The sequence below is a fragment of the Streptomyces sp. SX-6 genome, from assembly GCF_059089585.1.
The window spans coordinates 1-13,244 of the sequence record NZ_JBTHHU010000052.1 but is presented as its reverse complement, the minus strand read 5'-3'; the positions used below and the strand labels follow the sequence as shown (position 1 = coordinate 13,244).

Genomic DNA, 13,244 nt, shown 5'->3' with positions numbered 1-13,244 from the left:
ACCGGGGGTGTGCGCCGCATAACGGTGCCGGGACCCGGTGAGGGGCTCACTCCTCGCCGGGGACGTCCATGCGTTTGCCGCCGATGACATCGGGGACGGGCGCGCGCTCGAGCTCGTGGCTGAGCTGCTCCAGCTCGCTGCCGCCCGCCATCTGGCGGGTGAGCTCCTCGAGGGCGATCTCGGACTTGGCGTGGCTGCCGGCCATCGCACCGCGCTTGAGCAGGACGAACCGGTCGCCGACCAGATACGCGTGGTGCGGGTTGTGCGTGATCAGCACCACACCGAGGCCCGCGTCCCGGGCGGCGGCGACGTACTTCAGCACGACGCCGGACTGCTTGACGCCCAGGGCGGCCGTGGGCTCGTCGAGCACCAGGACCTTGGCCCCGAAGTAGACGGCGCGGGCGATGGCCACGCACTGGCGCTGGCCGCCGGAGAGCGTGCCGATGGGCTGGTCGACGTCGTGCAGCTCGATGCCCATGCGGGCCAGCTCGGCCCGGGTGGTCTCGCGCATCGCGGCGACGTCGAGGCGCTTGAAGGGGCCCCGGCCCTTCGTCGGCTCGGAGCCGAGGAAGAAGTTCCGCCAGACCGGCATCAGGGGCACGACGGCGAGGTCCTGGTAGACCGTGGCGATGCCGCGGTCGAGCGCCTCGCGCGGCGACCCGAGACGCGTCACCTCGCCCTCGATCTCGAAGGTGCCGGCATCGTGCTGGTGCAGCCCGGCGATGATCTTGATCAGGGTGGACTTGCCCGCGCCGTTGTCGCCGAGCACACAGGTGATCTCGCCCGGGTGGACCTCCAGGGAGACCTCCTCGAGGGCGCGGTTGTTCCCGTAGTACTTGCTGACGTCCGTCAGCTTCACCAGCACGCCGCTCACTTGCTCGCCTCCGCCCGCTTGCGCACCCAGGCATTGAGCAGGGTCGCCAGCAGCAGCATCGCGCCCAGGAAGAACTTGAACCAGTCCGGGTTCCACTGGGCGTACACGATGCCCTTGCTGGTCATGCCGAAGATGAAGGCGCCGACCGCGGAACCGATGGCCGAGCCGTAGCCGCCGGTCATCAGACAGCCGCCGATGACGGCCGCGATGATGTAGAGGAACTCGTTGCCGACGCCCTCGCCGGACTGCACCACGTCGTACGACATCAGCAGATGCTGGCCGGAGATCCAGGCGCAGAACGCGACGGCCATGTACAGCCCGATCTTGGTGCGGTTGACGGGGACGCCCACCGCGCGGGCCGAGTCGGTGTGACCGCCGACCGCGAAGATCCAGTTGCCGGCCCGGGTGCGCAGCAGCACCCAGGTGGCGAGGGCGACGAGGCCGAACCACCACAGGATGGTCACCTGGAGGTCGACGCCGCCGATCGTCAGGTGGGAGGCGAAGAGCGCGTGGGCCGAGTCGAAGCCCTCCATGTCACCGATGGTCTTGGTGGAGACGGTGCCGCTGATGAGCTTGGTGAAGCCGAGGTTGAGGCCCGTCAGCATCAGGAAGGTGCCGAGCGTGATGATGAAGCTGGGCAGCTTGGTACGCGTCAGCATGAAGCCGTTGAAGAAGCCGATGGCCAGGGTGACCAGCAGGGACGCCCCGACGCCGACCCAGACGTTGGCCGTCATCTGATAGCTGAACATCGAGGAGACCAGCGCGGAGCTGGTCACCATCACGCCGGCCGACAGGTCGAACTCGCCGCCGATCATCAGCAGCGCCACCGGCACGGCCATGATGCCGATCGTCGAGGACGCGTAGAGCACGGTCGACAGGCTGGACGTCTGAAGGAAGCTTTCGGCGACGAACGAGAAGAAGAGGAAGACGGCCGCTGCGCCGACGACCGCGCCCAGCTCGGGGCGGCCGACGAGGCGGCGCAGGTACGAGCGCCGCGCCTGCCGTTCGCTGACTGCGGTGGCACTCATCGGGTCCCCCGCTTCGCGTACTCGGCCAGGGCCTTGGCGTCGTCCTTGGTGACGATCTGCGGGCCGGTGAGGACCGGGCGGCCGCCGCCGAGGACGTCGGCGTTGTACTTGTACAGCCACAGCAGGTCGACCGCCTCGTAACCCTGGAGGTACGGCTGCTGGTCGACGGCGAAGCCGAGCGAGCCGTCCTGGAGGCCTGCGGCGACCTTCTCGTTGAGGTCGAAGGTGTCGATCTCCGCCTTGCTGCCGGCCTGCTGGGCGGCCTTGACGGCGGTGGGGGCGAAGGGCGCGCCGAGCGTGACGACGGCGTCGATGTCCTTCTCCGACTGGAGCTTCGCCTCGAGCGAGGACTGCACGCCGGGCATGTTGGTGCCCTCGACGTACAGGTTCTCCAGGTCGCCCTTGAAGGTCTTCTTCACGCCCGCGCAGCGCTGCTCGTGGCCGACATTGCCCTGCTCGTGCAGGACGCAGACGGCCTTCTTCTTGCCCCGGTTGTTGAGCTCGTCGCCGACGGCCTCGCCGGCGACGGTCTCGTCCTGGCCGATGTGGGTGAGGGCACCGAACTGCTTGGACTCCTCGGAGCCCGAGTTCACGGTGATCACCGGGATGCCGGCCTTCTTCGCCTTCGCCACGACGTCCTTCATGGCGTCGGGCTTGGCGAGGGTGACGATCAGGCCGTCGACCTTCTGGTCGATCATGGCCTGGACGTCCTGGGCCTGTTTGTTGCCCTCGACGTCATGGGCGTAGAGGAACTTGATGTTGTCCTTGACGGCCGCCTGCTTGGCGCCGCTCTGGACGATGTCCCAGAAGGTGTCGCCATCGCCCGAGTGGGTGACCATCGCGAAGGTCCACCGGGGGGTGTCGACCGCGGCGCGCCCCTGAGCGGCCTTGGCGGCCCGCTCCTCGGCGCGCTTGCCGCCCGTACTGCTGCACCCCGCCAGTGCCGCGGTGAGCGCCACCGCCAGCACGGCGCCCACTGCACGTACGCCTGTCCGAACCCTTGCCACGAGGCCTAGCCCTTCCCGCTGTCTGTCACGGCCAGCCGGGCCCCGATCTCACGGGCCCAACCGCCCAAGTATCCGTCACCATCCGTCACCGCTGTTCGCCGGGGTTTCGGCTGTGGCTGGAGTTGTAGTGGCGGAGGCCACAACGCGTCAAGAGTTTGTCAGAACATTCTTACGGCCGCGCCAGCAGCTGGAAGTCGAACGAGTAGCGCGACGCGCGGTACAGATGCGAGCCGAACTCCACCGCGCGGCCTGTGTTGTCGTACGTCGTCCGCTCCATGGTCAGCAGCGGCGCGCCCTCCGGCTCGGCGAGGAGTTCTCCCTCCTCCGCCGTCGCCGCGCGGGCGCCGATGGTCTGCCGGGCGCTGTGCAGCGTGATGCCCGTCATGCGCAGCAGCTGGTAGAGCCCGGTCTCCTCCAGCGCGCCCCCGCCGAGGTCGAGCAGCCCGACGGGCAGGTGGTTGCGCAGGTGGGCCACGGGCTCGCCGTGGGCCAGGCGCAGCCGCTCGACGAGCACGACGTCGGTGCCCTCGGCCACGCCGAGGGCGGCGGCGACCTTCCCGGTGGCGGGCTCGACGGCCTGGCGCAGCACCCGGGTGGCGGGGCGCTGGCCGGCGGCCTCGAGGTCGTCGTAGAGGCTGCTCAGCTCCAGCGGGCGTCTGACCTGGCTGTGGACGACCTGGGTGCCCACCCCCCGGCGGCGCACGAGCAGGCCCTTGTCGACGAGCAGCTGGATGGCCTGCCGGACGGTGGGCCGGGACAGCCCGAGCCGTCCGGCGAGCTCGATCTCGTTGCCCAGCAGGCTCCCGGGGGCGAGCCGCCCCTGCTCGATGGCGGTCTCGAGCTGCTGGGAGAGCTGGAAGTAAAGGGGTACGGGGCTGCTCCGGTCGAGGGTGAACGGGAGCGGTTGATGCGTCGCCATCCGGGGAGCGTACGGCGCAGGACCTGATGACGGGAAGTCCGGAGAACCGGTTGTCCGGACATTTACGGCATACCTGTCGGCAGCAGGCGGAGTGCGGGAGGATGCCGCCGGACGTGGGAGGGCCGGGGGAAGACCGGGGGACGAACGGCCGGGAGAAAAGAGGGCTCGGGGTGAAGCAGCTGGCTCTCGGCCTGGCGCTGGGCTTCAGCGCGGGCATCAGCCCGGGGCCGCTGCTCGCCCTGGTCCTGTCGGGCACGCTGCGCGGCGGTCTCGGGACGGGGCTGCGGGTGGCCGCGGTGCCGCTGCTCACCGACCTCCCGGCGGTCGTCCTGTCGGTGACCGTGCTGGCGGCGCTGCCGGAGCGGGTGGTCGCGGCGGGCGGGGTCGCGGGCGGGCTGTTCCTGCTCTGGCTGGCCGTCTCGACGCTGCGGGACGCGCGGACGGCGCTGGTCCCGGAGGCGGCGGACACCGCCGAGCAGCGGGCCGAGGGCCGGCGGACGCTGCGCCGGGGGGTACTGGTCAACCTGCTCAACCCGCACCCCTGGGTGTTCTGGCTCAGCACGGGCGCGCCTCTGCTGGTGGCCGCCTGGCGGGAGGGCCCGTCCGGCGCGGGCGGCTTCCTGCTCGGCTTCTACGCCCTGCTGGTCGGCAGCAAGGTGGTCCTGGCCCTCGTGGTGGCGCGCGCCCGGGACCGGGTGAGCACACGGGGCTTCCGGCTGCTGCTCGCCGGATCGGCCGTCCTGCTGCTGGCGGCCTCCGCGCTGCTGCTCACGGAGTTCGGCTCCCGGCTGGCGCGCTGAGCGGTGGCGTCCCGCCGGGTGGTGCGGCCTTCCGGCTCCGGCCGCTCCGGGGACGTGCCCCCGCTCACGGTGCGGCCGATCACGGCGCCGGAGCACGGCGGTCCACCGGCATGATCGCCTGCACCATCCGGCGGGCACCTTCCACCCCGGAGGGCCGGGCCTGCGGCGAGCGGTCCGCCGCCGTCGGCCTGGCGCCCACGCACCTGACGGCTGTCAGCTGACGGCGCCACAAGCTCCGGGCAAGTAGCGCCCCTACGCGGAACGCGACCCGCACCCCCTCGCGGGACGCGACCGCATCACCCGCCCTCCGGTTCCGCGTCCGCGAGACGGCTGAGGAGCTCCTCCGCGCGCTTGGCCACCATGTCCCGGTCCCCCTCGGACAGCTCGGCGCCCATGCCGCAGGCGACGGCCCCGGCGGCGATCCACCCGGGGGCGCTGTCCACGCCGATGCCGCCGCTGGGCACCAGGGCCGCCTGCGGCAGGTCGGCCCGGATCTCCCTGACCTCGCCGGGCCCGCGGCCGGAGGCGGGGAAGAACTTGAGCGCGTCCGCCCCCAGCTCCAGCCCCCGGACGATCTCGCCCGGCGTCGAGACCCCCGGGAAGACGGGGACGCCGTATCGGTGCCCGGTACGGATGACGTCCGCCTCCAGCGAGGGCGAGGCGAGGAATCGGGCACCCGCGTCGATGGCCATCCGCGCGGTCGGGGCGTCCAGCACCGCGCCCGCGCCGATCACGGCCTCGTCGCCGACCTCGCGGGTCAGGGTGGTGACGGCCTCCAGGGCGAAGGGGGTGGTGAGCGATATCTCGAGGCTGGCGAACCCGGCGGAGAGCAGGGCGCCCGCGGTCGCGGCGGCCCGGTCGTAGCTGTCGCCGTGGACGACGGCGATGACGCGCTGCGCGAGCGCGGCTCGGGTGATCTCCCAGCGGTACACGGCAGTTCGCCGCCCTTCCCCTGTAGTGCCTGCCTGTCTGCACGCTATCGGGAGGCACTGACAACGGGGCCCGGAAACGCCAAATCCCCCCGTGGTGCCGGGATATGGCGGCACGGGGGGGGCGAGGCGACAGCGGTCTGCCGACCGATCAGCAGCCGATGAGCAACCGCTCAGCAATCAATCAGCAGCCGAAGTCCACCCGGTTGAACGTCTGGTAGTGATCCCCGGTGTAGTAGTCCTCGTGGTACTGCTGGCCGGTGATGATGCGACGGGTACCACGGGTCGGCGCACCCGGGGTGATGACGGTGTACTCGTGGTAGTAGCTGGAGCGCTGCTGCGGCAGGGCACCCTCGCGGTTGGTGAAGACAATCCCGTCCCGCGAGTACGGGAACGGACCGCCCTGGTCTATGAGGTCGATCGTGTCGTGCGCCTGCGACGGCAGGTCCGAGTAGCAGATGTGGCCAACGGAGGCCATGGACACCTGAGTTACAACCTGGTGGCTCGAGGCAGTGGACGTGGCGGCGACGGCCGGGGTGCCGAGCAGGAGCGTCGAGGCCAGTGCGGCGAGCGCACCGGCACGCACAAGGCGCTGGGGGGTTGTCATGCGCCCAGGATGACGCGCGTAGCGCATGACATGTCAACGACAACGCTTAATGTTTCCTTAACGTTCACCACTTCATGAACATTTGCCTCTGGGGCAAATCTTTTGCCTCTCAGGCACATCTCTGGCTATACCGGAGGCATGAGTGCGCTGCCCGTACCACCTGACACCGCGCCGGACGAACTGCCCGATGTCGCACCGCGACTGCGCGCCCTACGCCTGCACAGCGGGCTGACCCTGGAGGCCGCCGCGGCCCGCGCCGGGCTGTCGCCGGCCCACCTGTCCCGGCTGGAGACCGGCCGGCGGACCCCGTCGCTGCCGATGCTGCTCGCGCTGGCGCGCACGTACAGCACGACCGTGTCCGACCTGCTGGGCGAGACGGACCGGGAGCAGGATCCGATCGTACGGGCGGACCAGATGGAAGCGCAGCGGTCCGGCGGCTGGACGTACTGGCGCGCCGGCGGGCCGGGCCGCGCGATGCAGGCCCTGCGCCTGCACGTGCCCCACGGCCGGGGCAGCCAGGAGGAGTTGGTGCGGGTGCACCCCGGCGAGGAGTGGCTGTACGTCACCACGGGCCGGCTCCGTCTGACGCTCGGCCGAACCACGCACCTGCTCGACCCCGGGGACGCGGCCCACTTCGACTCGCTCACCCCGCACCGCATCGCCGCGGCCTCGCACTCCGGGGTGGACCTGCTGTTCATGCACACGCTGATGCAGAGCGGCGCCACCGAGCTGTGCCTCGGCGACGCCGGACCGACCCGGAGGAGGACACCGTGAGCGAGACCGTGAGCCAGACCGTGAGCGAGACCGCGAACAGCGCCGCGAAGGGAAAGGGATTCGTCGAGGAGGACCGCGCCCCGATGGGCATGACGTTCCGGGTCTTCATCTACCTCGTCGCCGTCCACTTCATCGCCGCCTTCTTCTTCCTGATCTTCTATCTGGGCGGCGCCGCGTAACGGCCGCCGATACGCTGGCCCGTGCGGCCTGTTTCACCGCGCGGGAGGCGGAGCGATGACGCGTACGGCCCAGGAAGTGCTCGCCGAGGCGGTGCGGAAGCTCGCCCCGGACACGGCGGCGAACCGGCTCGTCCCGCGGATCGCCTCGGGCGAGGCACCCCGCGAGACCGTGGCCGCCTTCGCGCTCGAGCAGCACCACATCATCACGAGCGACCGTCTCAGTTACACACGGCTGGCCCAACGGGCCGCGGCACGGCCTCCCGTCGCCGCGTTCTTCCGCCCGATCGCCGAGGGCGAGGACCTGGCCCTGCAACGGCTCGGCCCACTGGCCGCCGCCTGCGGACTGGACGAGGCGGCGGTACGGGCGTACGAGCCGCGTGCCGGCTGCCAGGCCTACCCGGCGTACACGGCCTGGCTGGCGCTCGGCGCCGAGCCGGCGGACGTGGCGGTGGCGATCACCGCCAACTTCGCGGCGTGGAGCGACTATTGCGCCACCGTCGGCAGGTCGCTGCGCGAGCACTACGGCTTCGACGACGAGGCGTGCGGCTTCTTCGACCTCTTCGCCGCACCCGACCCGCAGGGCGCCGAGCGCGCAACCACCGCGGTTGCGGCCGGACTCGCGGACGGCGTGCTCTCGGAACGACTCGCGCACCGCTACGGACGACTGCTCCAGGACTACGAGTTGATGTTCTGGAACACGCTCGCCGAGACCTGACGGGCCCGTTGTACGGTTCAGGCATGCCGACATCCGAACACCCCACGGTGCATTTCCGCCCGGCGACCGCCGTGGACGAGAAGGCCATCGAGGCGCTCGACACCTCCTTCACCACCGACACCGTCATCGAGGTCACCGCGGCCGACGACGGCTTCCGGCTGGCCGAGACACCCGTCGATCCTCCCCTGCACAAGGTGTTCCCGGACGACGAGGACGCGGACGAGGGCGGAGAGGACGACGAAAACGCCCGGGCCGTCGTGGCGTACGACAGCGCCGGACTGTGCGGTGCCATCACCTTCACCCACCAGACCTGGAACAAGCGGCTGTGGATCGTCGACCTGCGCGTCGCCCCCGCCCACCGCGGCCGGGGCATCGGCGGCCGTCTGATGCGGCTCGCGATGGATACGGGCCGCCAACTGGGCGCCCGTACCGTCGGCTTGGAGGTGACGAGCGTCAACACACCGGCGGTACGGGCGTACCGGCACATGGGGTTCAAGGTGACCGGCCTGGACGCCGCCCTCTACACCGGGACGGCCTCGGAGGGCGAGTGCGCCCTCTTCATGAGCCGCCCTCTGTGACCCCCTCCTCGGTCGGCGAGCCGTACACCCGCAGCCGGGCGACGCCGCCGTCGGGGTGGATGTCGAGCCGCAGATGGGTGGCCGCCCGGTCACCGGGGAGCACGAAGCGGTGCACGGTGTCGGGCTGGAGCCGGGTGCGGGGCAGGAGTTCGGTCCAGCCGGCGTCGTGGTCGGCCGGATCGGCACCGGTGCCGGCGTCGAGGACCGACAAGGCGGCCCAGCCCGGTGCGTTGCCCCGGTAGTGGCCGGTGTCGATCTCGACGGCGCGCGGCACCGATCGGCCGGCGAGCCGGTAACGCACCCAGTCGTGGCCCTTGTCGCGCCGGCGGCGCGTCTCCCACCCATCGTCCATGCGCAGGGAACGGCCGGGTCTGATCGTCCCCACCGCCGAGGAGTAGAAGCGGTCCGATGTGTCCTCGACCCGGCCGCCGTTCTCCAGCGCGACGAGGTCGAAGGTGCCCAGGGCGGCGAGCCAGGCCGGGTCGGGCGCGGCCTCGCCGTGGACCCGGAGCCGGGCGACGCCCCCGTCGGGGTACTGGCGCAGCCGCAGGTGGGTGAAGCGGCGGCCGGAGCCGACAGCGAAGCCGTTGGCGGCGTGGCCGCCAACGGGGGTACGCGGGACCAGAACCGTCCACGGCACACCATCCGCCAGCAGTTCCTCCGGCGACGGCGCGCCGGGCAGTTCCACGCCCTCGACGCCGATCTCCTGCGGGTGGTTGCCGCGGAAGTGGGCGGTGTCGACAACGACGCCGTGGACGACGCCGGGCACGCCGAGCCGGACCAGCGCCCAGTCGTGGTCCCCGTCCGCGGGGTGGGGCTCGTCGGCAGAGACGCCGCGGCGGCGGCGCGTCTCCCAGCCGTCCATGACCTTGCCCTTGTGCCCGAAGTGCTCCGGGTCGAAGCGGGCGGGCGAGGGGGTGAGCAGGTTCTCCCGCTCGGCGAAGAACTCGTCGCTCACGGCGAGCACGCTCCCGCCGAGCCGGCGGTCCGCGAGGTCGGGGTGGCGGGTGAAGGGGAAGTCGGCGCTGCGGTAGTCGGCGTACGGATCGCCGCCCGCGTACGGGCTCGCGGGGCCGGTGAACGAAGGAAGTATGTCCGATATCTCCGTCATGGTGTTCGCGATCTCTCCATTCGCGGCCTCTCGAGGAGTCGGCCGGTGGGCTCGGTGAACGTGCCGTGGTCGTGGATCCGTTGCCCGCGCAGCCAGGTGGACCGTACGACGCCGCGCAGCGTACGGCCCGCGTAGGCGGTCACGGGGTTGCGGTGCTGGAGTGCGGCGGCGTCGACGGTGAACGTCTCGTCGGGGGCGAGGACCGCGAAGTCCGCGTCGCGGCCCGCCTCGATGGCCCCCTTCGCAGGCAGCCCGGCGAGCGCGGCCGGGGCGGTGGCCATCCAGCGGGCCACGTCGTGCAGGGTGTGCCCGCGCCGCCGGGCCTCGGTCCAGACGGCGGGGAGGCCGAGCTGGAGCGAGGAGATGCCGCCCCAAGCCTGCCCGAAATCAGGCACCTTGAGATCAGAGGTGCAGGGTGAGTGGTCGGAGACGACACAGCCGATCGTCCCGGCAGCGAGCCCGGCCCACAGCGCGTCCTGGTTGGCGGCCTCGCGGATCGGCGGACAGCACTTGAACTCGGTTGCGCCGTCGGGGACTTCCTCGGCGGCGAGAGTGAGGAAGTGCGGACAGGTCTCGGCGCTGATACGGACGCCCGCCGCCCGCGCCGCGGCGATCGTCTCCAGCGCGTCGGACGAGGACAGGTGCAGGACGTGGACGCGTGCCCCCAGCCGCCCGGCGACCTCGGCGAGCCGGGCGACGGCGTCGTTCTCGGCGGCGCGCGGGCGGGAGGCGAGGAAGCCGGCGTACCGCGGCCCGCGCGGGGGCGGTGCGCTCGCCAGCCGCGCCGGGTCCTCGGCGTGCACGATCAGCAGCCCGCCGAAGCCGGCGATCACGGCGGCGGCGTCCTCCAGGTCCCCCGGCCCGAGCGGCGGGAACTCCTCGACACCCGACGGCGAGAGGAACGCCTTGAAGCCGAAGACCCCGGCGTCATGGAGCGGTCGCAAGTCGGCCCGGTTCCCGGGCAGCGCCCCGCCCCAGAAGCCGAGATCCGTATGGACGGCACCACGCGCCACGTCCCGCTTGACCCGCAGGTGGGGCACGGTGGTGGTGGGCGGCAGACTGTTGAGCGGCATGTCGACGAGCGTGGTGATGCCCCCGGCGGCCGCGGCGCGGGTGGCCGTGGGGAACCCTTCCCACGTGCCGCGGCCGGGGTCGTTGATGTGGACGTGCGTGTCGACGAGCCCGGGGAGCAGCGCGTCGTCACCAAGATCCTCGACGACCACGCCGGGCGGAGGCGTGGCCCCGTAGGGCAGCACGTCCACGATCCGCCCGCCCGAGACGGCAACGGCGGCCGGGCGCTCACCCTCCGGTGTCACGACCCGCCTGGAGCGCACCACCAACTGCACGTCGGACACGGCGTCCCCTTCCAACGACTCCCAACAGCCCTATTTCAACGTTCTGTTGAACAGCACTTCTCGCAGTCTTCAATCAGACCCCCCACCCGTCAACCCCTCACCGACCATCACCCACCCCACGTGCGTGTTTCCGATAGCCGGAAATCGGGATTCACTGGACAGAACCGAGCGTGAGCCACCGGCCACGGCCCGGTAGGCTGCCCCCTACCCCCATCCCGGAAGGACCGCCCGTGCCCTCGTCCGCCGAGCCCCGAACCGCCTCGACCGCCGGAGGCGTCCAGTCCCTCGAGCGTGCCTTCGACCTGCTCGAGCGGATGGCCGACGCCGGTGGCGAGGTCGGCCTGAGCGAGCTCGCCACGAGCAGCGGCCTGCCGCTGCCGACCATCCACCGGCTGATGCGCACCCTGGTGGCCTGCGGCTACGTACGCCAGCACCCCAACCGCCGCTATGCGCTCGGCCCCCGGCTGATCCGGCTCGGCGAGAGCTCCGCCCGACTGCTCGGCACCTGGGCGCGCCCGTACCTCGCGCGCCTGGTGGAGCAGACAGGCGAGACGGCGAACATGGCCCTGCTCGACGGCGACGAGGCCGTCTACGTCGCCCAGGTGCCCTCGCGCCACTCGGTCCGCATGTTCACCGAGGTCGGCCGGCGCGTCCTGCCCCACACGACGGGCGTCGGCAAGGCCCTGCTCGCGCAGGCACCCGACGACGAGGTACGGGCCCTGCTCGCCCGTACGGGCATGCCGGCCGCGACGGACCGGACCATCATCACCCCCGACGCCTTCCTCGAGGCCCTCGGCCAGGTGCGCGAGGCGGGGTACGCGGTGGACGACAACGAGCAGGAGATCGGCGTCCGCTGCCTCGCGGTCCCGGTGCCCGGCTCCCCCACCGCGGCGGCCATCTCGATCTCGGGCCCGGCGGGGCGGCTCACGGAAGAGGCCACGGAGGCGATCGTGCCCCTGCTCAAGGAGGCGGCATCCGACCTGTCGACAGCCCTGGCGACCACCACACCGTCCGCCTGACCGGCCCGACTCAGGACTCCCCGCGCTGCCGAGGCAGCGCGGGCTGCTGTTCCTCGTCCGGCTCCCCGAACCCCTCGACCGCGGCACGCACCTCACCCAGCGCCTCGGCCAGGGCACTCACCGACCCGACCGCCCCCGCGACCAGCAACAGCGAGCGGCGCAGCCGGGAGACGTCCGGCCCGCCCGCCCGGGCCATCGCGTCCAGCGCCGCGAGCTCGTCCTCGGCGACGTCCCGGTCGGGTAACCGCGCCGGGTGCCCGGCCAGCGCCTTGCGCAGCAGGGACACTGCCACACGCAGCCGGGACACTCTGGGATCGGACTCCTCGGGACGGCCCGTCCGCTGCTGTTCCACCGCCACGGTGCCTTCCGTCACGACTCTCCCCCTCCCACGCACGCGCTCGCGCGGATCAGTTAACGCCACTTTGCGTGTGCTGCGCCACACGCACAGCGAAATTAAGGCCGCATCTTCACGGCCGGGTGACGAACTGGCATACCCCGCACACGCTGCCGCGATTGCGATAAGCAGTGAGACATGCCTCTGACGACGGACACCGACACGCAAGAAGCGCACGTGGCCGGACTCCTCCTCGCAGCCGGCGGCGGACGACGCCTCGGCGGACACCCCAAAGCACTGCTGCGCCACGAGGGCCGACTGTTGCTCGAACACGCAACACACGTACTGGCGGAGGGCGGTTGCGCACCGATCCACGTGGTGCTGGGCGCGGGCGCGGCCGAGGTACGGGCCCTGGCCCCTGCCCTCCTCCCGGACACGCTCCTGCTCGACAACCCCAACTGGCAGGAGGGCATGGGCTCGTCCCTCCGCGCGGGCCTGGCCTCCCTCACCACCACCGCCGCAACGGCCGCCGTGGTACTGCTCGTCGACCAACCGCGCATTGGAGCACAGACGGTTGCGCGGCTGCTGGCCGCACACCGGGCGGGTGCGGACCTGGCCGCAGCCGCCTACGACGGAGTACGAGGCCACCCCGTGCTCTTCGCCCGCTGCCACTGGGAGGGCATCGCCCGCGCGGCCACCGGCGACCAGGGCGCACGCGCATACCTACGCACTCACGCGCCCACCCTCATCGAATGCGCGGACATCTCCTCCCCCGACGACATCGACACCCCGGCCGACCTGACACCCCTCGGTATTGAACTTCCGCGATAAGAAAACTAACCTCCAAGATCCCGGAGTTGACACTCCGTGCCGCCCGCTGCCGAAGGAGTCAACTTCTCGGCCCTGAAGGGACCGAGCTTGTCACCCGATCCGTGAAAGGCCGTGATTGCAAGTGGAGCGCGACTGGCTGCCGCGCGGTCCCCTGCGTCCTGAACTGGCTTGCGCCGGCTCTGGG

At 71.6% G+C, this 13,244-nt stretch carries 16 protein-coding genes; 7 read left to right on the top strand and 9 right to left on the bottom strand.

The annotated features are described in order from the left end of the window. Positions 1-46: 46 nt before the first annotated feature. The 4 genes from ACV530_RS35005 to ACV530_RS34990 all read right to left on the bottom strand — a co-directional run bounded on the left by ACV530_RS35005 (position 47) and on the right by ACV530_RS34990 (position 3,828). On the bottom strand, positions 47-874 hold the full coding sequence (locus ACV530_RS35005) for an ATP-binding cassette domain-containing protein (RefSeq protein ID WP_494336757.1): 828 nt from the start codon (positions 872-874) through the stop codon (positions 47-49). Further along, positions 871-1,902 carry an ABC transporter permease gene (locus ACV530_RS35000; protein ID WP_494336756.1) on the bottom strand — a complete coding sequence of 344 codons (1,032 nt, stop codon included), beginning with the start codon at positions 1,900-1,902 and terminating at the stop codon, positions 871-873. Before ACV530_RS35000 ends, ACV530_RS35005 begins: the two co-directional genes overlap by 4 nt. Beyond that, positions 1,899-2,909: a sugar ABC transporter substrate-binding protein gene (locus tag ACV530_RS34995; RefSeq protein ID WP_494336755.1), complete on the bottom strand. Its 1,011-nt coding sequence runs from the start codon at positions 2,907-2,909 to the stop codon at positions 1,899-1,901. Before ACV530_RS34995 ends, ACV530_RS35000 begins: the two co-directional genes overlap by 4 nt. A gap of 169 nt (positions 2,910-3,078) precedes the next feature. After that, complete coding sequence (locus ACV530_RS34990) at positions 3,079-3,828, bottom strand: GntR family transcriptional regulator (protein WP_494336754.1); 750 nt, start codon at positions 3,826-3,828, stop codon at positions 3,079-3,081. Between the two features lie 170 nt (positions 3,829-3,998). On the opposite strand from ACV530_RS34990, the gene ACV530_RS34985 reads away from it, so the two are divergent. Then, complete coding sequence (locus tag ACV530_RS34985) at positions 3,999-4,628, top strand: LysE family translocator (RefSeq protein WP_494336753.1); 630 nt, start codon at positions 3,999-4,001, stop codon at positions 4,626-4,628. A gap of 296 nt (positions 4,629-4,924) precedes the next feature. On the opposite strand, the gene ACV530_RS34980 is transcribed toward ACV530_RS34985, so the two are convergent. Beyond that, a complete protein-coding gene (locus ACV530_RS34980) occupies positions 4,925-5,560 on the bottom strand; it encodes a bifunctional 4-hydroxy-2-oxoglutarate aldolase/2-dehydro-3-deoxy-phosphogluconate aldolase (RefSeq protein WP_494336752.1) in 636 nt (211 codons plus the stop codon). 181 nt (positions 5,561-5,741) lie between these two features. Next, positions 5,742-6,164, bottom strand: a complete 423-nt coding sequence (locus ACV530_RS34975) for a guanyl-specific ribonuclease (protein WP_494336751.1) — start codon at positions 6,162-6,164, stop codon at positions 5,742-5,744. A 138-nt stretch (positions 6,165-6,302) separates the two neighbouring features. Between ACV530_RS34975 and ACV530_RS34970 the strand changes: the two genes are divergently transcribed. Genes ACV530_RS34970 through ACV530_RS34955 form a run of 4 tightly spaced genes read left to right on the top strand, consistent with a single transcriptional unit; the run spans position 6,303 to position 8,410 of the window. Continuing rightward, positions 6,303-6,938: a helix-turn-helix domain-containing protein gene (locus tag ACV530_RS34970; RefSeq protein ID WP_494336750.1), complete on the top strand. Its 636-nt coding sequence runs from the start codon at positions 6,303-6,305 to the stop codon at positions 6,936-6,938. After that, positions 6,935-7,117: a DUF6126 family protein gene (locus ACV530_RS34965; protein ID WP_494336749.1), complete on the top strand. Its 183-nt coding sequence runs from the start codon at positions 6,935-6,937 to the stop codon at positions 7,115-7,117. The genes ACV530_RS34970 and ACV530_RS34965 overlap by 4 nt, the downstream gene beginning before the upstream one ends. Positions 7,118-7,172: 55 nt before the next feature. Further along, on the top strand, positions 7,173-7,832 hold the full coding sequence (locus ACV530_RS34960) for a thiaminase II/PqqC family protein (RefSeq protein WP_494336748.1): 660 nt from the start codon (positions 7,173-7,175) through the stop codon (positions 7,830-7,832). 23 nt (positions 7,833-7,855) lie between these two features. Continuing rightward, positions 7,856-8,410 (top strand): GNAT family N-acetyltransferase, encoded by a 555-nt coding sequence (locus tag ACV530_RS34955; RefSeq protein ID WP_494336747.1) that lies wholly within the window; start codon positions 7,856-7,858, stop codon positions 8,408-8,410. On the opposite strand, the gene alc is transcribed toward ACV530_RS34955, so the two are convergent. Further along, positions 8,391-9,521 (bottom strand): allantoicase, encoded by a 1,131-nt coding sequence (gene alc, locus ACV530_RS34950; RefSeq protein WP_494336746.1) that lies wholly within the window; start codon positions 9,519-9,521, stop codon positions 8,391-8,393. The two genes, ACV530_RS34955 and alc, sit on opposite strands and share 20 nt — an antisense overlap. After that, positions 9,518-10,876 carry an allantoinase AllB gene (gene allB, locus ACV530_RS34945; protein WP_494336745.1) on the bottom strand — a complete coding sequence of 453 codons (1,359 nt, stop codon included), beginning with the start codon at positions 10,874-10,876 and terminating at the stop codon, positions 9,518-9,520. Before allB ends, alc begins: the two co-directional genes overlap by 4 nt. Before the next feature lie 230 nt (positions 10,877-11,106). On the opposite strand from allB, the gene ACV530_RS34940 reads away from it, so the two are divergent. Beyond that, a complete protein-coding gene (locus tag ACV530_RS34940) occupies positions 11,107-11,895 on the top strand; it encodes an IclR family transcriptional regulator (RefSeq protein ID WP_494336744.1) in 789 nt (262 codons plus the stop codon). Positions 11,896-11,905: 10 nt separating this feature from the next. On the opposite strand, the gene ACV530_RS34935 is transcribed toward ACV530_RS34940, so the two are convergent. Beyond that, positions 11,906-12,268, bottom strand: coding sequence for a DUF5955 family protein (locus ACV530_RS34935; RefSeq protein ID WP_494336743.1), 363 nt, complete (start codon positions 12,266-12,268; stop codon positions 11,906-11,908). A gap of 159 nt (positions 12,269-12,427) precedes the next feature. Between ACV530_RS34935 and ACV530_RS34930 the strand changes: the two genes are divergently transcribed. Further along, positions 12,428-13,060 (top strand): nucleotidyltransferase family protein, encoded by a 633-nt coding sequence (locus tag ACV530_RS34930; RefSeq protein ID WP_494336742.1) that lies wholly within the window; start codon positions 12,428-12,430, stop codon positions 13,058-13,060. Positions 13,061-13,244 lie beyond the last annotated feature (184 nt).

Bases quoted from the DNA above. Each gene is read 5' to 3' on its own strand.
- ACV530_RS34955 (WP_494336747.1), top strand. From the start codon at position 7,856: ATGCCGACATCCGAACACCCCACGGTGCATTTCCGCCCGGCGACCGCC.
- alc (WP_494336746.1), bottom strand. From the start codon at position 9,521: ATGACGGAGATATCGGACATACTTCCTTCGTTCACCGGCCCCGCGAGC.
- ACV530_RS34930 (WP_494336742.1), top strand. From the start codon at position 12,428: ATGCCTCTGACGACGGACACCGACACGCAAGAAGCGCACGTGGCCGGA.
- ACV530_RS35000 (WP_494336756.1), bottom strand. From the start codon at position 1,902: ATGAGTGCCACCGCAGTCAGCGAACGGCAGGCGCGGCGCTCGTACCTG.
- ACV530_RS34990 (WP_494336754.1), bottom strand. From the start codon at position 3,828: ATGGCGACGCATCAACCGCTCCCGTTCACCCTCGACCGGAGCAGCCCC.
- ACV530_RS34960 (WP_494336748.1), top strand. From the start codon at position 7,173: ATGACGCGTACGGCCCAGGAAGTGCTCGCCGAGGCGGTGCGGAAGCTC.
- ACV530_RS34975 (WP_494336751.1), bottom strand. From the start codon at position 6,164: ATGACAACCCCCCAGCGCCTTGTGCGTGCCGGTGCGCTCGCCGCACTG.
- ACV530_RS34970 (WP_494336750.1), top strand. From the start codon at position 6,303: ATGAGTGCGCTGCCCGTACCACCTGACACCGCGCCGGACGAACTGCCC.